Here is a 19,698-nt window from a genome sequence, read left to right as displayed (position 1 = left end):
ACCGCCGCCTCACCCTGGAACGCCCGTGAGCAGCCCCGAACCGGTCGCTGCACCGGCCACCCACCCGGACCGCCGCCTCACCCTGGAGCGGGCGTGATCAATTTCGAGCCGGTCGCCGCGCCGGAGGCGCCGCTGGCCCGGCGCAACCCGGTGGCCAAGCTCGCCGCGGCGCTGGTCTTCTCGTTCATTCTGATCGCCACCCTGGACCCGGTGGCCCCGGCCATCGCGATCGCCGTCGAGCTGGCCCTGCTGCCGCTGTTCGGGGTTCGCCTGCGGGTGCTGGCGCGGCGGGCCTGGCCGCTGCTCGTCGGCGCCGTCGGCGTGGTGGTGACGCTGGTGCTCTTCGCGGCCGAGCGCTCCGGTCGGGTGCTGGTCGAGGCCGGCCCGGCGGTGGTCACCTCCGGGGTGCTGCTCACCGCGCTGGGCCTGGTGCTGCGCATGTTCGCGGTGGCGCTGCCCGGTGTGATCGTCTTCGCCACCACCGACCCGACCGACCTGGCGGACGCGCTGATCCAGAACGCGAAGGCGCCCGCCCGGTTCGCCATCGGGGCGCTGGCCGCGTTCCGGCTCGTGCCGCTACTGGGACAGGAGTGGCAGATGATCTCCATGGCCCGTCGCGCGCGGGGGGTCGAGGCCGGCCGCAACCCGCTGGCGAAGCTGCGGCTGTTCGTCTCGACGGCCTTCGCGCTGCTGGTCGGGGCGATCCGCCGGGGCACCCGGCTGGCCGTGGCGATGGACGCCCGCGGTTTCGACGCCGGGATTCCGCGCACCGTCGCCCGGCGGCAGCGCTTCGTCGCCGCCGACGGCCTGCTGATCGCCGGCGCGGCGGTGCTCGCCGGGGCCGCGCTGACCGTGAGCGTGCTGCTCGGCACCTTCCGCCCGTTGATCGGCTGAGCCGCCCGCCTGACGCGTCCTCCGGGCGAGGGGGGCCGGGTGGAGCCGCCGGCCGCGGCGGCTCCACCCGGCCGGCACCGTCAGCTGCGCCGGAAGGCGTACCGGCGGGCCTGCCCGGCCTTCTGGCCGCGCATCGCGCCGGCACGACCGGCACCGGTGGCTGGCGGACCGGCCTGCGGCGCCGCCGGCCGGTCGACCGGCAGCGCCGGCACGACCGGCGCGACCGCCACCTCGTCGAGGTTGACGGGCGTCAGGTCCGCCACGGACGGCGTGGGGACGGTGGTACGGGACTTCTTCGGGTTGCGCCTGGCGGGCATCCGGTGCCTCCTCGTCTGCGGGCTCTTCCGCACCGGAGCGACGCCCGGTGCGCGGGGCCCGCCTCGTTCGGCGACCGTCGCGTGACGGTCGGGCGGGATCGGAACTGCTGCCCGGGATCGACCACGAGGAACACCGCCGCCTCGGGGGCAAGTGCGGAATGCGGACGCCCGGGAGCACGCGGACCCGCGGCCAGCAGCGGCGGGTCGGCTCGGAGGTGGGGCGTCAGTTACGCATGCCCACACACTAACCGCCCGTCCGGTCGCGCGCAGCCGAATTACCGGCACGATCGGCGGCGGGCCGGTTACGACGCCCTCGGCCCCGCCCCGACGCCCCTGCGTGGCCACGGTGCCGGGGCGCCCGCCGCTCGTCGCTGGGCGTGGCCCCGGCCAGCGAGATGGGGCAGCGGAGCACGCGGTGGTGGCGGAACGGCCGACCCGCCTCCGGCCCGCCGTGCCCGCGATACGGTCGCAGCGGCGGGTGTCGACGGCGGAGGGCGGGCGGATGACCGGGCGGGCGACGGCGCGGATCGGCGTGACGGGGCTGGCGGTGATGGGCCGGAACCTGGCCCGCAACCTGGCCCGCAACGGCTTCGCCGTGGCGGTGCACAACCGCTCGCCGGAGCGTACCCGCAGCCTCGTGGCGGAGCACGGCGACGAGGGGACGTTCGTGCCCGCCGAGTCGATGGCCGACTTCGTCGCGTCGCTGGAGCGGCCCCGGGCGGTCATCGTGATGGTCAAGGCGGGCGGGCCCACCGACGCGGTCGTCGACGAGCTCGTCCCGCTGCTCGACGCCGGTGACATCGTCGTGGACTGCGGCAACGCGCACTTTGCCGACACCCGCCGGCGGGAGGACGCGCTGCGGAGCCACGGCCTGCACTTCGTCGGCACCGGCGTCTCCGGCGGCGAGGAGGGCGCCCTGCGCGGCCCGAGCATCATGCCGGGCGGATCCGCGGAGTCGTACCGCACGCTCGGGCCGATCTTCGAGCAGATCGCCGCCCAGGTGGACGGGGTGCCGTGCTGCCGGCACATCGGGCCGGACGGCGCCGGGCACTTCGTCAAGATGGTGCACAACGGCATCGAGTACGCCGACATGCAGCTCATCGCCGAGGCGTACGACCTGCTGCGGGCCGGGCTGGGCGCGGAGCCGGCGGAGATCGCGGAGATCTTCCGTGGCTGGAACTCCGGCGAGTTGGAGTCCTTCCTGATCGAGATCACCGCCGACGTGCTCGCGCACACCGACGCGGCCACCGGGCGGCCGTTCGTGGACGTCGTGCTGGACCGCGCCGAGCAGAAGGGCACCGGCCGTTGGACGGTGCAGAGCGCGCTGGAGCTGGGCATCCCCATCACCGGCATCGCCGAGGCGACCTTCGCCCGGTCGCTCTCCGGGCACGCCGACCAGCGCGAGGCGGCCCGCCTGGCGTTCCCGGACGCGGGCACCGGCTGGCGGGTCGAGGACTCCGACGCCTTCGTCGAGGACGTCCGCCGCGCCCTGCTCGCCTCGAAGATCGTCGCGTACGCGCAGGGCTTCGACCATATCCGCGCCGGCTCTACGGAGTACGACTGGGGCATCGACCTGGGCGGCACCGCGACGATCTGGCGGGGCGGCTGCATCATCCGGGCCCGCTTCCTCGACCGCATCCGCCAGGCGTACGACGAGCGGCCCGACCTGCCGACGCTGCTGGTGGCGCCGTGGTTCGCCGGCACCGTCGACGACGGGGTGCCGAGCTGGCGGCGGGTGGTGGCCGAGGCCGCCCGGGCCGGGGTGCCCGTCCCCGCGTTCGGGTCGTCGTTGGCGTACTTCGACGCGCTGCGCGCGCAGCGGCTGCCCGCCGCCCTGATCCAGGGGCTGCGGGACAACTTCGGGGCGCACACCTACCAGCGCGTGGACCGCGAGGGCACCTTCCACACCCGCTGGCCCGCCGACCGTGCCGAGATCGAGGCCTGACGCGCGAACCCCCGACCCGCGAGTCGATCATGCACTTCCGGTGGGCGGGCGGAAGGCACCGGTACGGGCCTTTCGCGGGGCACCACTACTGCATGATCGGCGAGCGGGTCGGGGGTCGGGTCGTGGGTGGGTGGTCAGAAGAAGCGGCGGCGCTTGGCCTTCTGCGGGCGGAGCATGTCGGCGCCCTTGGTGAGCAGGCGGCTGATCCCGGTCGGGCCACGGCGGGCCTCCAGGGTGCGGCTGAGCCGGCGCGCGCCGCCCGCCGCCAGCGGTACAGCGACCGCCATCATCGCCCACTGGGCAATACGCTTCTGGATCATGTGGGTTCACCTCCGTCGGTGGCTGCTGAGGACCGTGATACCCCGTACGACCGGGCGGTAAGCCTCAGCTCGGCGGGGCGACCGGGTTGGGCAGCGCGCCACCGAAGCGCCGGTCCCGCTGGGCGTACAGCTCGCAGGCGTACCAGAGGTGCCGGCGGTCGAAGTCCGGCCAGAGCGTGTCGAGGAAGATCAGCTCGGCGTACGCGGTCTGCCAGAGCAGGAAGTTGGAGATCCGTTCCTCGCCGGAGGGCCGCAGGAACAGGTCCACCTCGGGGATCTCCGGGTGGTAGAGGTACTTCGCGACGGTCTTCTCGGTGACCTTCTCCGGGTCGAGCCGGCCCGCCGCGACGTCGCGGGCGATGGCGGCGGCGGCGTCGGCGATCTCGGCCTGCCCGCCGTAGTTGACGCAGAACTGGAGCGTCAGCGTCGAGTTGCCCCGCGACATCTCCTCGGCCGTCTGCAACTCGGAGATGACGCTCTTCCACAGCCGGCCGGCCCGGCCGGACCAGACCACCCGCACCCCCAGGTCGACCAGCTGGTCGCGGCGGCGGCGGATGACGTCGCGGTTGAAGCCCATCAGGAACCGGACCTCGTCCGGCGAGCGCCGCCAGTTCTCCGTGGAGAAGGCGTACGCCGACAGGTAGGGGATGCCCATCTCGATGGCGCCCTCGACCGTGTCGAAGAGGGAGAACTCGCCCGCCTCGTGGCCCTTGGTGCGGGGCAGCCCGCGCTCCTTGGCCCACCGGCCGTTGCCGTCCATCACGACGGCGACGTGCTTCGGCACCGCGTCGGCGGGCAGCGCCGGCGGCCGGGCGCCCGACGGGTGCGGTGTCGGCGGCACCGGCTCACGACGCCCGGCCCTCAACGATCGGATCACTCGGTCCTCCCCCTGCTCACACGCCGTCCGTTCCCGGCCCGACGCCAAGCGACGGCGGAACCGGGCCGGTCACGCCACCGCCGGACGGCGGGACCGGGCCGGCCGTCGGGGCGCCCCGGTCGACCAGCGGCAGCGAGCGTAGCGCGCGCTCCAGGTGCCACTGCAGGTGCGCCGCGACCAGGCCGCTGCACTCCCGGCGTACGCCGGCCTCGGTGGCGTCGGCGACCCGCCAGTCGCCGGTGGTCAGCGCGGACATCAGGTCGACGGTGGCCGGGGCGGGATGGGCCGCGCCGGGCGGCCGGCAGTCCGGGCAGACCGCACCCCCGGCCGGTACGGAGAACGCCCGGTGCCGCCCCGGCGTCCCGCACACGGCGCAGGCGGTCAGCGCCGGCGCCCAGCCGGCCAGCGTCATGCCGCGCAGCAGGTACGCGTCGAGCACCAGGGTGGTGGCGTGGCTGCCCGCGGCGAGCGCGCGCAGCGCGCCCAGGGTGAGCTGGAACAGCCGCAGCGACGGCTCCCGTTCGACGGGGGTGAGCCGCTCGGCGGTCTCGGCGATCGCGCTGGCGGCCGTGTAGCGGGAATAGTCGCCGAGGAACCGCTTGCCGTAGAGGTCGATGCCCTCGACCTGGCTGACCGTGTGCAGCGAGCTGCCGTGGTTGCCCTTCGGGTCGCCGGCGAGCTGGAGGTCGACGTGGCCGAACGGCTCCAGCCGGGCCCCGAACTTGCTGCTGGTGCGGCGGATCCCCCGGGCCACCGCGCGCAGCCGGCCGTGCCGGCGGCTGAGCAGGGTGATGATCCGGTCGGACTCGCCGAGCTTCTGCACGCGCAGGACCACCGCGTCGTCGCGGTAGAGCTGTCGGCGGTACCCGGCCATCGGACCATTCTCTCTCGGGGTGCGGAATCAGGGTCAGCTCGGGGTGTCCATGCGCGGAACCCCGATGCGCGGGGCGCGTCACGCCTCGTAGCGTGCTCGCATGGCCCTGCACCGCACCGCCGCCGCGCTCGCTGCGGCCACCACCCTGATCGTCGCCGCCGGGTGCGACAACCTGTCCTTCCGCCGGCTCGACTACGACAACACCGAGGCCGTCCGGATCAGCAGCATCCGGGTGCTCCCGGGAGCCGGCGACGTGACCGTACGCGCCATCGGCGCGCAGGACGAGGTGCGGATCAAGCGGGTGGTGCGCTACCAGGGCGGCCAGCCCGGCACGACGTACGAGATCAAGGGCACCGAACTGGTGCTGGACACCGACTGCGGCTCCCGGTGCAGCGTCTCCTACGAGGTCACCGCCCCCGACGGGGTGAGCGTGAAGGGCGAGACCGGCTCCGGTGACGTCGACCTGAGCAAGGTGGGCCCGGTGGAGATGCGGCTCGGCTCCGGCAACATACAGGTGACCGCCGCGAGCGGCCCCGTCCGCGCGGAGACCGGCTCCGGCAACATCCGGGTGGCCGGCGCCAGCGGGCCCGTCCGCGCGGAGACCGGCTCCGGCAACGTCGAGGTCGTCGAGGCGGCGGGCGCGGCCACGCTGCGCACCTCGTCGGGCGACATCCTCGGGCACCGCCTCGACGGCGGGGTGGACGCCGAGGCCGGCTCCGGTGACATCACCGTCGACCTCACGACGCCCGCCTCGGCGCGGGTGCACGCCTCCAGCGGGAACATCGAGCTGGTCGTGCCGACGGGCCGCTACCGGGTCCGCTCCAGCACCGACGGCGACGACGCCGACCTGGGCGTCACCGACGACCCGGCCGCCACGCTGGTGATCGACGTCCGCACCGGCAGCGGCAACGTGACGGTCACCCAGCGCTGATCTCGACGGTCTCCGGCTCCCGGGGTGCCGGGACCGTCGCCCGCCCGGTGGCCGCGCCGTCGACCGGCCGCTGGGCGAGCGGGTGAACGGCTCCCGGGCCGGGGCGGATGCGGCCGGGGACCAGCTCCGGCGGCCTGCGGGCCGCCACGTCCTCCACCCAGCCGACCAGGGCGGTCACCGCCGCGACCAGCGCGAAGACGAGCACCACCCGGATCGCCAGGCCGAGCGGGTCCTGATGCGACCAGCCAACCACGTCGACCAGCGGGGTGAGCGCCACCACGAACGGCATGTGCCACAGGTAGACGGTGAGCGCCCGCCGGTTGAACACGGTCACCACCCGGCCGAACGCGGCGCTGCGGTCCACCCAGGACGCGCTCGCCGGGCCCCGACCGAGCAGCACGAGGATGAAGGCGGCCGACCAGAGGGCGTTGCCGAGGGGATTGTCGTTCAGGTCGTACCCGCGGGGACCGGGGTGGGTGAAGATCCAGGCTGCGCCGGCGGCGGCGAGGGTCAGCGCGACCGGCACCAGCACCCGGTTGCTCAGGCGGCGCAGCATGCCGGCCTGGTGGGCGAAGCCGAGCAGCCAGGCTCCGAAGTAGAGCCCGAACTGGTGCAGCGCCACCGGCAGCGCCGGGAGCAGGCCCAGCTCGGCCGCCGCGAGCAGGGCGTACGGAGCGGCCAGGGTGGGCACCGGGGCGCGCCGGAACAGCCACAGGGCCACCGGCGAGGCGAGCACGAACCAGAGGTAGTCGCGCAGGTACCAGATCACGCTGAGCGCGATCGCACCCCAGCCGTTGGCCGGCGGGTCGGCGATGGGGAAGAGCCAGAGCAGCACCTTCGGGCTCAGGGGCAGCCCGGTGAGCAGCATGGCGGGCACGAAGACGGCGGCGAGCACCCAGAGCGACGGCAACAGGCGGCGCAGGCGGCGGACGACCGCCCCCGGCCCCCACCGGTGCAGCGAGGCCGCCATCATCGAGCCGGCGAGCGCGAACATCACCGACATCGCCGGGAAGACGAGCGTCAGCGTGGCCCAACCGGTGACGTGGTAGACGACGACTCGGACGATGGCCAGGAAGCGGAGCAGGTCCAGGTATCGGTTTCGCATCAGCCTGAATCTATGTCCGGGGATACGGGGGCTGTCCTACCCCCTACCCTCCGCGCCAGTCACGGCAAACAGAAGGGATCCCACCAGAACGTGACGTCTCCCATACTCCCGGCCGGCAACGGTCAGGCACCGGGCGGGCCGCGCCGGGGCCGGGACACCCGCGTGCCCCGGCGCCGGCCTCAGAAGCCCAGCTTGCGCAGCTGCTTCGGATCCCGCTGCCAGTCCTTCGCCACCCGGACGTGCAGGTCGAGGTAGACCCGGGAGCCGAGCAGCTCCTCGATCTGCCGGCGGGCCGTGGTGCCGACGTGCTTGAGCCGGCTCGCCCGGTGGCCGATCACGATCGCCTTCTGGCTGGGCCGTTCGACGTACAGGTCGGCGTAGATCTTCATCAGTTGGCCCTCGGGGATCATCTCCTCGACGACCACCGCGATGGAGTGCGGCAGTTCGTCGCGGACGCCCTCCAGGGCGGCCTCCCGGATCAGCTCGGCGACCAGCACCTGCTCCGGGTCGTCGGTGAGCATGTCGTCCGGGTAGAGCTGCGGCGACTCGGGCAGGTAACCCGTCATCACGTCGACCAGAATGTCCACCTGGTGCCCGGAGACCGCGCTGACCGGCACCACCTCGGCGAACTCGCCCAGCTCGCTGACCGCGAGCAGTTGCTCGGCCAGCCGCTTGCGGTCCACCAGGTCGGTCTTCGTGACCACCGCCAGCACGGTGGCCTTCAGCTCGGCCAGCTCGCCGGTGATGAACCGGTCGCCCCGCCCGATCGGCTCGTCCGCCGGGATGCAGAGGCCGATCACGTCGACCTCGCTCCAGGTCTGCCGGACCAGGTCGTTGAGGCGTTCGCCCAGCAGCGTACGGGGACGGTGCAGACCCGGTGTGTCGACCAGCACGAGCTGGGACTCCGGGCGGTGCAGGACGGCCCGGATGATGTGCCGGGTCGTCTGCGGCTTGTTCGAGGTGATGGCGATCTTCTGCCCGACGATCGCGTTGGTCAGCGTCGACTTGCCGGCGTTCGGCCGGCCGACGAAACAGGCGAACCCGGCCCGGTAGGGGCGCGGCTGGAGGTCGTTCACGCCGCCGTCCCGCCCCGGGAGGGCCGCGGCGCCACGCCACGCCGCCCCACGGTCCGCCCGCTCACTCGACCACCGTGCCCAGGACGGCCCCGTCCGGGGCGGCCACGTGGATCGGCGCGTCCGCGGCGAGGTCGCGTACCGCCGCGTGCCCGGCACCGTCCAGCGTCGACGCCTCGGTGACCACCGCGGCGGCCTCCAGCCGGGTCGCGCCGGCCGCGACCGCCGAGGCCACCGCGAGCTGGAGCGCGGTGATCGTCAGCGACGGCAACGAGACACTGGCCGCGGCGTACGTCCGGCCGTCCTGGTCGCGGACCGCCGCGCCCTCCACGGCGCCCACCCGACCACGCGCGCCCCGCGCCAGCACGACCAGCTTGCCGTCCTCGGCGCTCAGCTCGACCGGGTCGGACGGGGTGGGCCGGGCGGCCGGTACGGCGGGTGACTCAGGCATCGGCGGGTTGCCTCTCCTCGGATCGGTTCGGATGGTCCCGGGACTCGGCGTGTCCGCCGCGGCCCGGGCCGTTCTGGGTGTCGGTCGACTCCGCCCGGCTGACCAGCACGGTGTCGATCCGGTTGCGGCGGCCGGTGGTGCCCTCGGCGATCAGCCGGAGCCCGGCGACCTCGGCCTGCGCCCCGGGGATCGGGACCCGGCCCAGGGACTGGGCGAGCAGGCCGCCGACGGTCTCCACCTCGTCGGTGGGGAGATCGGTGTCGAACAGCTCGCCCAGGTCCTCCACGGGGAGCCGCGCGGTGACCCGCACCGCCCCGTCGTCGAGGTGCTCGACCGGCGGGCGCTCGACATCGTACTCGTCGGTGATCTCCCCGACGATCTCCTCCAGGATGTCCTCGATGGTGACCAGCCCGCCGGTGCCGCCGTATTCGTCGACGACGATGACCAGGTGGTTGCGGGCGGCCTGCATCTCCGAGAGCAGGTCGTCGACCGGCTTGGACTCGGGCACGAAGGTGGCGGGGCGCATCAGCTCGGCGACCGGGAGCCGCCGGTCCTCCGCGGCGCCGCCCTGGGTGTGCCGGATCAGGTCCTTGAGGTAGAGCACGCCGAGCACGTCGTCGACGCTCTCACCGATGACCGGGATCCGGGAGAAGCCGGAGCGCAGGAAGAGCGCCAGCGCCTGGGAGAGCGTCTTGCGCTCCTCTATCCACACCATCTCCGTACGCGGCACCATCACCTCGCGGGCGATGGTGTCGCCGAGCGCGAAGACCGAGTGGATCATCTGCCGCTCACCGTGCTCCACGACGCCGCGCTGCTCGGCCAGGTCGACCAGCTCGCGCAGCTCCACCTGGGTGGCGAACGGCCCCTCCCGGAAGCCCCGGCCCGGCGTGACCGCGTTGCCGATCAGGATCAGCAGCGAGGCGAGCGGGTTGAGCGCCCGGCCCAGCCAGCGCACCAGCGGGGCGACGGAGCGCCCCACCACGTACGCGTGCTGCCGGCCGATGGTCCGGGGGCCGACGCCGACCACCACGAAGCTGATCACGGTCATCGCGCCGGCCGTGACCAGCGCCGCGCGCCAGCCCGCGCCGAAGGTGTCCACCGCGACCAGGGCCACCAGGGTGGTGGCGGTCAGCTCGGCGAGCAGCCGCAGCAGCAGCAGCAGGTTGAGGTGGCGGACCACGTCCCCGGCGACGACCTGGAGCGTCCGTGCGCCCCGCACGCCGTCGCGGGCCAGCTCGGCGGCGCGGGCGGGCGAGACCGCGGCGAGCGCCGCCTCTGTCATGGCGATCAGGCCGGCCAGCACCACCAGGCCGGCCGCGAAGACCAGCAGTTGCAGGTCGGGCAGGCCGGTGGCGCCGGCCGCCAGTGTCGAGGTGGTCATCACCGGGACCGGGTCGACCGCCAGCTCGCCAGCAGCCGGGCCTGGAGGGCGAACATCTCCCGCTCCTCCTCCGGCTCGGCGTGGTCGTAGCCGAGCAGGTGCAGCACGCCGTGCACGGTGAGCAGGTGCAACTCGTCGGCGGCCGTGTGACCGGCCGTGGCGGCCTGCTTGGCCGCCACCTCCGGACAGAGCACGATGTCGCCGAGCAGCGCGGGCTCGCCGCCGGCGGCGGACGTCTCGCCGGGCCCGTGGTCGACGCTGCCCTCGTCCATGGGGAAGGCGAGCACGTCGGTCGGGCCGTCGCCGCCCATCCACCGGTGGTTGAGCTCGGTCATGTAGTCGATGTCGACCAGCAGCACGGAGAGCTCGGCGAGGGGGTTGACCCCCATCTCGTCGAGGGCGTGCCGGGCGACGGCGAGCACGGCGTCGGTGTCGACGTCGACACCCGACTCGTTGGCGATCTCGATGGACAACAGTCTTCCCTCGGTCTAGCGGCGCCGGCCGGCCCGGCCGCCCTGGGCGGACCGCCCGGGCACGGCGTGCACGCTCTGCGCCTGCTGATTCTCGTCCCACCGGGCGTATGCGTCGACGATCTCCCCGACCAGCCGGTGACGGACCACGTCGGAGCTGGAGAGCTGGGCGAAGTGCACGTCCTCGACGTTCTCCAGGATCTCCCGGACCACCCGCAGGCCGCTGGTCGTGCCGCCGGGAAGGTCCACCTGGGTGACATCACCGGTGACGACGATCTTGGAACCGAAGCCGAGCCGGGTGAGGAACATCTTCATCTGCTCGGGCGTGGTGTTCTGCGCCTCGTCGAGGATGATGAACGCGTCGTTCAACGTGCGCCCCCTCATGTATGCCAGCGGCGCCACCTCGATCGTGCCCGCCGCCATCAGCTTGGGGATGGAATCCGGGTCGAGCATGTCGTGCAGCGCGTCGTAGAGCGGGCGCAGGTAGGGGTCGATCTTCTCGTTGAGCGTGCCGGGCAGGAAGCCGAGCCGCTCCCCCGCCTCGACCGCCGGCCGGGTCAGGATGATCCGGTTGACCTGCTTGGCCTGCAACGCCTGGACGGCCTTCGCCATCGCCAGGTAGGTCTTGCCGGTGCCCGCGGGGCCGATGCCGAAGACGATCGTGTGCGCGTCGATCGCGTCGACGTAGGTCTTCTGCCCCAGCGTCTTGGGGCGGATGGTGCGGCCGCGCCGGGAGAGGATGTTGAGCGTCAGGACCTCGGCGGGCCGCTCGGCGCCGCCCTGCTCGAGCATGCCGACGGTACGCCGGACGGCGTCAGTGGTCAGGGTCTCGCCTTTCTCGATGAGTTCCAGCAGCTCGCTGAAGATCCGTTCGGCGAGGGCGTTGTCGGCGGGGGCGCCGGTGATGGTGATCTCGTTGCCCCGGACGTGCACGTCGCTGTCGACGGAGCGCTCGACCAGTCGCAGGATCTCGTCACCCGCGCCGAGCAGGTTGACCATGATCTTGGAATCCGGGACGGTGATCCTGGTCTGCACCCGGGGCGGGCCGGGAGGTGGGGTGCCGGTCATAGGTCGGGCCGAGGGGCCCTGCGCCACCTGCTCTCGATCTCGGCGCCGGGCCTGCTGGCGCGGCGCGCTGACGTTCCTGCCATCCTATCTTTTCAACCGCGGTGGCACCCTGCCCATTTCCGCGGGTTCCGCAGGAGCGGACAGGTCGAGCGGGCACGGCGGCGGCGGACCGGACGGGTGGCCCCTCGGCTCCGGCCCGTCCGGTCGCGCGGGTGTCAGGAGCCGGCCCGGAAGTCGTACCGCTCGAAGGTCTCCTGGTGCCGGGTGAACCGGTAGGTCGCCCAGTGCATCCGTACCACCGTGCCGTGCTCGTCCCGGGTCAGCCGGAGCAGCTCGCCCGTCTCCCGGCCGGAGACCGTGCGGAACACGTCCGGCCGGTCCGGCAGCGGGACGAAGACCGACGGCGACCGGCCCGCCGCATCGTCGGCACCCCGGGCCCGCAGCTCGCCGTCGTGCCAGGAGAAGACGTACTCGAAACCCTCCCCCCACCAGCGGCCGAGCAGTCCGCGTACGCCCTCGGGGGCGGGCGGACCCGGCCGCCACGGCGTGATCTCGGCCGGGTCGTGCTCGACCGCGGCGGCCAGCAGCCGGTGCGGCAGGGCGAGGACCTCGCCGGCGGTGCCGGAGGAGCCGAGCACCGCGACCCCCATCGCGCCGGGGGTGCCCTCCCCGCCCCGCCGGCCGTAGACGCCGGCCAGGAATCCGGGCATCGCGCCGTCGTGGCCGACGTGCACGACCCGCTCGCCCTGCGGCACCAGGATCAGCCCCAGCCCGAAGCCACCGGCCCAGAGGGTCTCGTCGGTGACCGTCGCCGGCCAGCGCATCTCGTCCAGCGTGGCCGGGGCGAGCACCGCGCCGGCCGGGTCCAGCGCCGCCGGATCGGCGAGGAAGGCCGCCCAGCGGGCCATGTCGGTGGCGGTGCTCCAGAGCTGCGCCGCCGGGCCGACCGCCCCGAAGTCCGTCGGCGGCTCGGGGTGCGCCTCGTCGGAGTAGGCGTCGACCAGGAAGCCCGTCGCGGCGTGCGGCCCGGGCGTCGTCGAGGTCCCGGCCAACCCCAGCGGGGTCAGCACCCGCTCGCCGAGCACCTCCGCCCAGGTGCCGCCCCGCAGGTGGCCGACGAGCCGGCCGAGCAGCGCCATGCCGAGGTTCGAGTAGTGGTAGCGGCGGCCCGGGGGCAGCACCCGCTCGGCCCGCGCCAGGTCGGCGACCAGCCCGTCGACGTCGGGCGCGCGCAGGGTGTCCCAGACGTCGCCGTACGGCTCCCGTTGCAGCCCTGCGGTGTGCGACAGCAGCCGGCGCACCGTCAGCTCGCCGTGGGCCGGCAGGTCCAGGTGCCGGCCGAGCGGATCGTCGAGGTCGAGCAGGCCGTCGTCGCGGCACTGGAGCGTCAACACGGCGGTGAACGTCTTCGTGACCGACCCGATCCGGAACCGGGTGCCCGGCCCCAGCTCGGTGTCGTTGCCGGTCCCGCCGACGGCGCACGTCCAGAGCGGCCGGTCCGCGCGGTGCAGGGCCGCCGACACCGCCGGCACCCGGGCCTGCGCCTGGACCGTCCGCACCAGCCGCGACAGGCGGTCGTCGACCACCTTCACGCGAGGCTCCGCGCCAGCATCGGGCCCAGCGGCGCACCGCCGAGCACGTGCGCGTGCACGTGGAAGACCTCCTGGCCGCCGTACGCGCCGGTGTTGAACATCAGCCGGAAGCCGTCGCCGAGCAGCCCCTCGTCCTCGGCCACCGCGGCGGCCGTGGCGAGCACCTCCCCGGCGAGCGCCGGGTCACCCTGGGCGAGCGTCGCCACGTCGGCGTAGTGCTCCTTCGGAATGACCAGCACGTGCACCGGCGCCTTCGGGTCGATGTCGCGGAAGGCGAGCGTGGTGGCGGTTTCCCGGACGATCGTGGCCGGGATCTCCCCGGCGACGATGCGGCAGAACAGGCAGTCGGTTCCCATCGGGGCAGTGTAAGGAAGGGCACCTTGTTAACGCCTGCGGTAGAGGAGGGGTCCCTTGCTAACGGGCGGACGGGCCGGCCGGGCATGATGACCGGCGTGACTTCACGGGCGGTACTGGTGACGGGGGCCTCGCGCGGCATCGGGCGGGCGGTGGCGACGGTGTTCGCGGCAGGCGGCGACCGGGTGGCGATCCACCACCGGGACTCGGCGGAGCTGGCCGAGCGGCTACGCGCCGAACTGCCCGGCCAGGGGCACGTGGTGGTCCGCGCCGACCTCACCGACCCGGATGCCGTACGGGCCATGGTCGACGAGGCGGCCGGCCTGCTCGGCGGGCTGGACGTGCTGGTCAACAACGCCGGCGTGTACGGCGAACGGGACGCCCCGCACCCGGTCTTCGGCGCCTCCTACGAGCAGTGGCGCGCGCAGTGGCGGCAGGTGCTGGAGACCAACCTGACCGGCGCCGGCAACGTCACCTGGTGCGCCGCGCAGCACATGCGCGAGCGGGGCGGGCGGATCGTCAACGTCTCCTCCCGGGGAGCCTTCCGGGGCGAGCCGGAGCAGCCGGCGTACGGGGCGAGCAAGGCGGGGCTGAACGCGCTGGGGCAGTCGCTGGCGGTGGCCCTCGCCCCGTACGGCATCACGGTCGCCACGGTCGCCCCGGGCTTCGTGGAGACGGACATGACCACCGGTCACCTGAGCGGGGAGCGGGGCGCCGCGATCCGGGCGCAGAGCCCGTTCGACCGGGTGGCCCGGCCCGAGGAGATCGCCGCCGCCGTGCACTGGCTCGCCTCCCCGCAGGCGGAGTGGGCCTCCGGCACCATCGTCGACCTCAACGGCGCGTCCTACCTGCGGAGCTGACCGGCTCCGCCCCTCAACGAACTCCCAGCGTGCGTGGGGTGACGATGGGCACTGCCGGGGTAAGGGTTGCCGGCATGACGGACAGCGTGCTGGACCTCACCGACGACTACCAGGTGGTCGACGGTCACGACGACGATCCCGTGCTGCTGCGCCCGGACGGTAGCCCGGTGGACACCTGGCGGGAGGACTACCCGTACGACGAGCGGATGGAGCGTGCGGAGTACGACCACCACAAGCGGCTGCTCCAGATCGAGCTGCTGAAGCTCCAGGACTGGATCCGGGAGTCCGGCGAGCGCCTCGTGATCCTCTTCGAGGGGCGCGACGCGGCCGGCAAGGGCGGGACGATCAAGCGCTTCATGGAGCACCTCAACCCGCGTGACGCGTCGGTCGTGGCCCTGACCAAGCCCGACGAGCGGGAGTCCACCCAGTGGTACTTCCAGCGTTGGCTCGGGCACCTGCCGGCGGCCGGCGAGATCGTGCTGTTCGACCGGTCCTGGTACAACCGGGCCGGGGTGGAACGGGTGATGGGCTTCTGCACCCGCAAGGAGTACCTGGAGTTCCTGCGCCAGGCCCCCGAGCTGGAGCGGATGCTGGTGCGCTCGGGCATCCGCCTGGTCAAGTTCTGGTTCTCGGTGTCCCAGAACGAACAGCGCACCCGGTTCGCCGTCCGTCAGGTGGACCCGGTGCGGCAGTGGAAGCTTTCCGACATGGACATCGCCTCGCTCGACAAGTGGGACGAGTACACCGAGGCCAAGGAGGCGATGTTCTTCTACACCGACACCGCCGACGCGCCGTGGACGGTGCTGAAGAGCAACGACAAGAAGCGGGCCCGGATCGAGGCGATGCGCCACGTGCTGAGCCGCTTCGACTACACCGACAAGGACCCCGAGGTGGTCGGCGTGCCGGACCCGCGGATCGTCGGCCCGGCCCAGCTGGACCTCAGCCCGGAGGAGCAGCCGGTGCACGTCTTTCCCCGGCTCTGAACACGCCCCGCACCGCAGCACACGCCCCGCAGCGCGACAGACGCCCCGCACCGCAGCACACGCCCCGCACCGCAGCACACGCCCCGCACCGCGACACACGCCCCGCACCGCAGCACACGCCCCGCACCGCGACACACGCCCCGCACCGCGACACCCGGGGCCGGGCGGCAGCGTCCGGGCACGGCCCCGCCTCGGGGTCGTCACACCCGTCACGCGCAGGTCGTCACCAGCGGTCGAGCCGGGCCGAGAGCACCGACAGGGCAGCCACCCCGGCGGTCGACGTACGCAGCACCGAGGGCCCCAGCCGCACCGGCCGGGCGCCGGCCTCGGTGAGGGCGGTCAGCTCGGCCGGGGCGATGCCGCCCTCCGGGCCCACCACCAGCACGATCTCACCGGCGGCGGGCAGCTCGACGGTGGTCAGCCGCTCCCGCGCCTCCTCGTGCAGGACGAACGCGGCGGCGGCCCCGGCGATTCGGCGGGCCACCGTCGCGGTGGACTCGTCGGGGGCGCCGGCCACCACCGGCAGCCACGACCGGCGGGCCTGCTTCGCCGCCTCCCGGGCCGTCGCCACCCACTTCTCGCGCGCCCGTACGCCCCGATCGCCGCGCCACTGCGCCACCGAGCGGGACGCCGCCCAGGGCACGATCTCGTCCACCCCGACCTCGGTCATCGCCTGCACAGCCAGCTCGCCCCGGTCGCCCTTGGCGATGCCCTGCACCACCACGAGCCGGGGGACGGGCGCGTCGACGTACCCCCGGGTGGTGATCTCCAGGTCGAGGGTGCCCTTGCCGACGGCCGTGATCACGGCGGACGCGGTGCCGCCCCGGCCGTCGGCGAGCAGCAGTTCCTCGCCGACACGTAGCCGTTGCACGGTGGCGGCGTGGTGCCCCTCGGGGCCGCCCAGGGTGAGCTGGTCGGCGGTGGGCAGCGAATCGACCAGGAACAGCGGCGCGGACACGACGATCAGGCTAGCCGCCCCGGCAGGCACCGGGGCCACGAGCCCGCAGGAGCCGACGCCACCGGGTCGGGTCGCCGCGCTCGGCGGCGACCCGGCCCCCGTCAGGCGTGGCCGTTGAAGGCGTCGCGCATCCGGGAGAAGAACCCGCCCTGCTTGGTGAGCTCCGCGACCTCCTCGCCCCGGGTCTTGGCGAAGTCGCGCAGCATCCGCTCCTGGTCGGCGTCGAGCTTGGTGGGGGTGCGCACGTCGAGGTGGACGTAGAGGTCACCTCGACCGGTGCCGCGCAGGTGCGGCACGCCCCGGGCGCGCAGCCGCAGGTTGCTGCCCGGCTGGGTGCCGGCCTTGACGTCGACCGTCTCCTCGCTGTCCAGCGTCTTGATGGTCAGCCGGGTGCCCAGCGCCGCCGCGGTCATCGGCACCGTGACCCGGCAGTGCAGGTCGTCGCCCTTGCGGGAGTAGACGTCGTGCGGTCGCTCGTGGATCTCCACGTAGAGGTCGCCGGCGGTGCCGCCGCCCGGGCCGACCTCGCCCTGCTGGGCGAGCCGGATGCGCATGCCGTCCTCGACGCCGGCCGGGATCTTGACGGTCAGCGACCGTCGGGTGCGGACCCGGCCGTCGCCGGCACAGGTGGGGCACGGGTGCGGGATGGTGGTGCCGTAGCCCTGGCAGACCGTGCACGGCCGGGCGGAGACCACCTGGCCGAGGAAGGTGCGTTGCACGGACTGCACCTCGCCCCGACCGGCGCACGCCTCGCAGGTGGCCAGGTGGGTGCCGGCCGCCGTGCCGGCACCCGAGCAGGTGGTGCAGAGCACGGCCGTGTCGACCGTGATCGGCGCCTCGACGCCGAACGCGGTCTCGTGCAGGTCCAGCTCCAGCCGCAGGATCGCGTCGGCGCCCGGCCGGGTCCGTGGTCGCGGACCCCGCGAACCGCCGGCCGCGCCGCCGAAGAACGCGTCCATGATGTCCTGGAAGCCGACGAACGGCCCGGCGCCGCCGGGGCCGCCGGGGGCGCCCGCACCCCCGCCGCCGGGGGCGAGCGGGTCGCCGCCCAGGTCGACGATCTGCCGTTTCCGGTCGTCCGAGAGGACCTCGTACGCGGCGTTGATGTCCTTGAACTTCTCCTGTGCCTCCGGATCCGGATTCACGTCCGGGTGGAACTGCCGCGCCAGCTTGCGGTAGGCGCGCTTGATCTCGTCGTCGGAGGCTTCCCGGCTCACCCCGAGAATGCCGTAGTAGTCCCTGGCCACTGCGTCCCGTGTCCTCATGTTCGTCTCGCGTTGCGCCGGTCGGCGGCCGGAGCCGGCCGTCGGCCCTGACTGGTCAGTTCTGGGCCAGCAGCTCGCCCACGTAGCGTGCCACGGCCCGCACCGTGGCGATGGTGCCGGGGTAGTCCATCCGGGTCGGCCCGAGCACGCCGAGGCCGCCGACGCTGGTCGTGCCCGGCCCGTAGCCGGTGCTGACCACCGAGGCGGCGCGCAGGTTGTCGATCTCGTTCTCGTCGCCGATCAGCACCCGCGTCGTGCTCGGTTCGGCCTCGCCGATGAGCTTGAGCATGACGACCTCCTCCTCCAGCGCCTCCAGGATGGGGCGCAGGGAGCCCTGGAAGTCGAGCAGGCCGCCGCGGGTGAGGTTGGCCGTGCCGGCGAGCGCGATCCGCTCCTCGTGCCGCTCGATCAACGTCTCCAGCAGCACGGTGGAGAGGGTGGTCATGGCCGGCCGCAGGTGCGGCACCGACTCCTCGACGAGGGCCTGCACCAGCGGCGGCGTCTCCGAGAGCCGGGTGCCGACCAGCTTCTCGTTGACCAGCCGGCGCAGGTCGGTGACGTCGTCGGCGGGGATCGGCGTGGGCAGCTCGACCAGCCGCTGCTCGACCCGGCCGGTGTCGGCGATCATGACGAGCATCAGCCGGGTGGTGGAGATCGGCACCAGCTCCAGGTGGCGCACCGAGGAGCGGGCCAGGCTCGGGTACTGCACGACGGCGACCTGCCGGGTGAGTTGCGCCAGCAGCCGGACGGTGCGGTGCACCACGTCGTCGAGGTCGACGGCGCCGACCAGGAAGCGCTCGATCGCCCGGCGCTCGGCCGGGCTGAGCGGCTTCACCCGGGACAGCCGGTCCACGAAGAGCCGGTAGCCCCGGTCGGTGGGCACCCGGCCGGCGCTGGTGTGCGGCTGGCGGATGTAGCCCTCCTCCTCCAGCACGGCCATGTCGTTGCGGACGGTCGCCGGGGAGACCCCCAGCTGATGGCGTTCGACCAGCGTCTTGCTGCCGACGGGCTCCTGCGTGGCGACGTAGTCCTCGACGATCGCGCGCAGCACGGCGAGTTTGCGGTCGTCGAGACCCATCCTCCCCACCTCCTGTCGCACGTCGGCACCGGCACGCGGGGTGCCGGGGCGGGCTACTGGCACTCGACTGTAGCGAGTGCCAGTCTACGTCGGCGGGGCCACCGGCGCGATGATCGACCTGGGCGATCGGGGCCCACCGGCGGCCGCGCGGGCCCGCCCGACGGCGCCGGGACCGGCCATTCGGACATCCCGGCCGCTGTCACGCTGGTGCCGCCTTGCCGGCTGCACCTACCGTGACCTCCATGACCGAACCACCTCGCCCTCCCGGAGCGGGAGACCCCGGCTTCCCGCCAGACCCGACCGCTCCCTCGGGGTTCCCCGGCCCCGCCCGCCCCGACGAACCCACCGCACCACTGTCCGGGCCCGGCGGCTATCCGCCGCCCGGCGACTATCCGCCGCCCACCGGTGACCACCCGTCGTCGGGCGGCTACCCTCCGCCCGGCGACTACCCTCGGGCCGGGGGCCAGCCGCCGCCCGGCGGCTTCCCCCCACCCGGGGCCGGTCATCCCGCCGGCGGCGGCTACGGTCCGCCGACGGGCGGCCACGCCAGCAACGACGACAAGAACTGGGCCCTCATCGCCCACTTCGGCGGTGCCGTCGGCGTGATCGTCGGCGGCGGCCTGCTCGGCTGGCTGGCGCCGCTGATCGCGCTGATGGTCCGGGGGCAGCAGTCGCCGACCGCCCGGGCGCACGCCGTCGCGGCGCTGAACTTCCAGCTCACCTGGACGCTGGTCGGGGTGCTGAGCTGGGTGGTCACGCTGATCACCTGCGGGGTGCTGTTCTTCGTCCCGTTGCTCGTCTGGCTGGTGCCGGTGATCTTCGGCATCATCGGCGGCGTCAAGGCCAACGAGGGCGTGCTCTACCGCTACCCGATGACCTACAGCTTCACCAGGTGACCCGGG

The 19,698-nt window shown here is 73.7% G+C and carries 21 protein-coding genes; 6 read left to right on the top strand and 15 right to left on the bottom strand.

From position 1 onward, the window contains the following. Positions 1–93 precede the first annotated feature (93 nt). A complete protein-coding gene (locus KBX06_RS20600) occupies positions 94–894 on the top strand; it encodes an energy-coupling factor transporter transmembrane protein EcfT (protein ID WP_210837577.1) in 801 nt (266 codons plus the stop codon). A gap of 80 nt (positions 895–974) precedes the next feature. On the opposite strand, the gene KBX06_RS20595 is transcribed toward KBX06_RS20600, so the two are convergent. Next, a complete protein-coding gene (locus KBX06_RS20595; RefSeq protein ID WP_210837575.1) occupies positions 975–1,211 on the bottom strand; it encodes a hypothetical protein in 237 nt (78 codons plus the stop codon). A gap of 502 nt (positions 1,212–1,713) precedes the next feature. Between KBX06_RS20595 and gndA the strand changes: the two genes are divergently transcribed. Next, complete coding sequence (gene gndA / locus KBX06_RS20590) at positions 1,714–3,156, top strand: NADP-dependent phosphogluconate dehydrogenase (RefSeq protein ID WP_210837695.1); 1,443 nt, start codon at positions 1,714–1,716, stop codon at positions 3,154–3,156. A gap of 134 nt (positions 3,157–3,290) precedes the next feature. On the opposite strand, the gene KBX06_RS20585 is transcribed toward gndA, so the two are convergent. From KBX06_RS20585 to recO, 3 genes are all read right to left on the bottom strand, one after another. After that, a complete protein-coding gene (locus tag KBX06_RS20585; protein ID WP_210837573.1) occupies positions 3,291–3,476 on the bottom strand; it encodes a hypothetical protein in 186 nt (61 codons plus the stop codon). 64 nt (positions 3,477–3,540) lie between these two features. After that, the gene (locus tag KBX06_RS20580) at positions 3,541–4,317 is read right to left on the bottom strand and encodes an isoprenyl transferase (RefSeq protein WP_210837693.1); all 777 of its coding nucleotides are present in this window, start codon (positions 4,315–4,317) and stop codon (positions 3,541–3,543) included. 52 nt (positions 4,318–4,369) lie between these two features. Beyond that, positions 4,370–5,227, bottom strand: coding sequence for a DNA repair protein RecO (recO, locus tag KBX06_RS20575; protein WP_210837571.1), 858 nt, complete (start codon positions 5,225–5,227; stop codon positions 4,370–4,372). A gap of 100 nt (positions 5,228–5,327) precedes the next feature. Here recO and KBX06_RS20570 point away from each other — a divergent pair, with 100 nt between their 5' ends. Then, positions 5,328–6,158 (top strand): DUF4097 family beta strand repeat-containing protein, encoded by an 831-nt coding sequence (locus tag KBX06_RS20570; protein WP_210837569.1) that lies wholly within the window; start codon positions 5,328–5,330, stop codon positions 6,156–6,158. Here KBX06_RS20570 and KBX06_RS20565 read toward each other — a convergent pair. The 8 genes from KBX06_RS20565 to KBX06_RS20530 form a co-directional block, all read right to left on the bottom strand. After that, positions 6,145–7,263: an acyltransferase gene (locus KBX06_RS20565; RefSeq protein ID WP_210837567.1), complete on the bottom strand. Its 1,119-nt coding sequence runs from the start codon at positions 7,261–7,263 to the stop codon at positions 6,145–6,147. The two genes, KBX06_RS20570 and KBX06_RS20565, sit on opposite strands and share 14 nt — an antisense overlap. A 179-nt stretch (positions 7,264–7,442) precedes the next feature. Continuing rightward, entirely contained in the window at positions 7,443–8,339 is an 897-nt protein-coding gene (era, locus tag KBX06_RS20560; protein ID WP_210837565.1) for a GTPase Era, read from the bottom strand. A gap of 61 nt (positions 8,340–8,400) precedes the next feature. Continuing rightward, entirely contained in the window at positions 8,401–8,787 is a 387-nt protein-coding gene (locus KBX06_RS20555) for a cytidine deaminase (protein WP_210837563.1), read from the bottom strand. Beyond that, complete coding sequence (locus tag KBX06_RS20550) at positions 8,780–10,192, bottom strand: hemolysin family protein (protein ID WP_210837691.1); 1,413 nt, start codon at positions 10,190–10,192, stop codon at positions 8,780–8,782. The genes KBX06_RS20555 and KBX06_RS20550 overlap by 8 nt, the downstream gene beginning before the upstream one ends. Further along, a complete protein-coding gene (gene ybeY / locus KBX06_RS20545) occupies positions 10,168–10,641 on the bottom strand; it encodes an rRNA maturation RNase YbeY (protein WP_210837561.1) in 474 nt (157 codons plus the stop codon). Before ybeY ends, KBX06_RS20550 begins: the two co-directional genes overlap by 25 nt. Positions 10,642–10,656: 15 nt before the next feature. Next, the gene (locus tag KBX06_RS20540; protein ID WP_210837559.1) at positions 10,657–11,706 is read right to left on the bottom strand and encodes a PhoH family protein; all 1,050 of its coding nucleotides are present in this window, start codon (positions 11,704–11,706) and stop codon (positions 10,657–10,659) included. A 215-nt stretch (positions 11,707–11,921) separates the two neighbouring features. Then, positions 11,922–13,298, bottom strand: coding sequence for a serine hydrolase (locus KBX06_RS20535; RefSeq protein ID WP_210837557.1), 1,377 nt, complete (start codon positions 13,296–13,298; stop codon positions 11,922–11,924). After that, positions 13,295–13,654, bottom strand: a complete 360-nt coding sequence (locus tag KBX06_RS20530) for a histidine triad nucleotide-binding protein (protein WP_210837555.1) — start codon at positions 13,652–13,654, stop codon at positions 13,295–13,297. Before KBX06_RS20530 ends, KBX06_RS20535 begins: the two co-directional genes overlap by 4 nt. 96 nt (positions 13,655–13,750) lie before the next feature. On the opposite strand from KBX06_RS20530, the gene KBX06_RS20525 reads away from it, so the two are divergent. Then, a complete protein-coding gene (locus tag KBX06_RS20525) occupies positions 13,751–14,512 on the top strand; it encodes an SDR family NAD(P)-dependent oxidoreductase (protein ID WP_210837553.1) in 762 nt (253 codons plus the stop codon). A gap of 74 nt (positions 14,513–14,586) precedes the next feature. Then, entirely contained in the window at positions 14,587–15,495 is a 909-nt protein-coding gene (ppk2, locus tag KBX06_RS20520; protein ID WP_210837551.1) for a polyphosphate kinase 2, read from the top strand. 223 nt (positions 15,496–15,718) lie between these two features. Here ppk2 and KBX06_RS20515 read toward each other — a convergent pair whose 3' ends face one another. From KBX06_RS20515 to hrcA, 3 genes are all read right to left on the bottom strand, one after another. Continuing rightward, positions 15,719–16,453, bottom strand: a complete 735-nt coding sequence (locus KBX06_RS20515) for a 16S rRNA (uracil(1498)-N(3))-methyltransferase (RefSeq protein ID WP_210837549.1) — start codon at positions 16,451–16,453, stop codon at positions 15,719–15,721. A 101-nt stretch (positions 16,454–16,554) separates the two neighbouring features. After that, complete coding sequence (gene dnaJ / locus KBX06_RS20510; protein WP_210837689.1) at positions 16,555–17,700, bottom strand: molecular chaperone DnaJ; 1,146 nt, start codon at positions 17,698–17,700, stop codon at positions 16,555–16,557. Between the two features lie 73 nt (positions 17,701–17,773). Next, positions 17,774–18,796: a heat-inducible transcriptional repressor HrcA gene (gene hrcA / locus KBX06_RS20505; RefSeq protein ID WP_210837547.1), complete on the bottom strand. Its 1,023-nt coding sequence runs from the start codon at positions 18,794–18,796 to the stop codon at positions 17,774–17,776. A 242-nt stretch (positions 18,797–19,038) separates the two neighbouring features. On the opposite strand from hrcA, the gene KBX06_RS20500 reads away from it, so the two are divergent. Continuing rightward, entirely contained in the window at positions 19,039–19,692 is a 654-nt protein-coding gene (locus KBX06_RS20500) for a DUF4870 domain-containing protein (RefSeq protein WP_210837545.1), read from the top strand. Positions 19,693–19,698 lie beyond the last annotated feature (6 nt).

Source organism: Micromonospora sp. C31 (genome assembly GCF_018070575.1).
Classification (GTDB): Bacteria; Actinomycetota; Actinomycetes; order Mycobacteriales; family Micromonosporaceae; genus Micromonospora.
The sequence above is the reverse complement of the archived record's forward strand: the minus strand, read 5'-3'. Positions and strand labels throughout refer to the sequence as shown.

Bases quoted from the DNA above. Each gene is read 5' to 3' on its own strand.
- gndA (WP_210837695.1), top strand. From the start codon at position 1,714: ATGACCGGGCGGGCGACGGCGCGGATCGGCGTGACGGGGCTGGCGGTG.
- KBX06_RS20500 (WP_210837545.1), top strand. From the start codon at position 19,039: ATGACCGAACCACCTCGCCCTCCCGGAGCGGGAGACCCCGGCTTCCCG.
- KBX06_RS20530 (WP_210837555.1), bottom strand. From the start codon at position 13,654: ATGGGAACCGACTGCCTGTTCTGCCGCATCGTCGCCGGGGAGATCCCG.
- hrcA (WP_210837547.1), bottom strand. From the start codon at position 18,796: ATGGGTCTCGACGACCGCAAACTCGCCGTGCTGCGCGCGATCGTCGAG.
- KBX06_RS20565 (WP_210837567.1), bottom strand. From the start codon at position 7,263: ATGCGAAACCGATACCTGGACCTGCTCCGCTTCCTGGCCATCGTCCGA.
- KBX06_RS20555 (WP_210837563.1), bottom strand. From the start codon at position 8,787: ATGCCTGAGTCACCCGCCGTACCGGCCGCCCGGCCCACCCCGTCCGAC.
- KBX06_RS20570 (WP_210837569.1), top strand. From the start codon at position 5,328: ATGGCCCTGCACCGCACCGCCGCCGCGCTCGCTGCGGCCACCACCCTG.
- ppk2 (WP_210837551.1), top strand. From the start codon at position 14,587: ATGACGGACAGCGTGCTGGACCTCACCGACGACTACCAGGTGGTCGAC.
- KBX06_RS20585 (WP_210837573.1), bottom strand. From the start codon at position 3,476: ATGATCCAGAAGCGTATTGCCCAGTGGGCGATGATGGCGGTCGCTGTA.
- KBX06_RS20595 (WP_210837575.1), bottom strand. From the start codon at position 1,211: ATGCCCGCCAGGCGCAACCCGAAGAAGTCCCGTACCACCGTCCCCACG.
- KBX06_RS20540 (WP_210837559.1), bottom strand. From the start codon at position 11,706: ATGACCGGCACCCCACCTCCCGGCCCGCCCCGGGTGCAGACCAGGATC.
- recO (WP_210837571.1), bottom strand. From the start codon at position 5,227: ATGGCCGGGTACCGCCGACAGCTCTACCGCGACGACGCGGTGGTCCTG.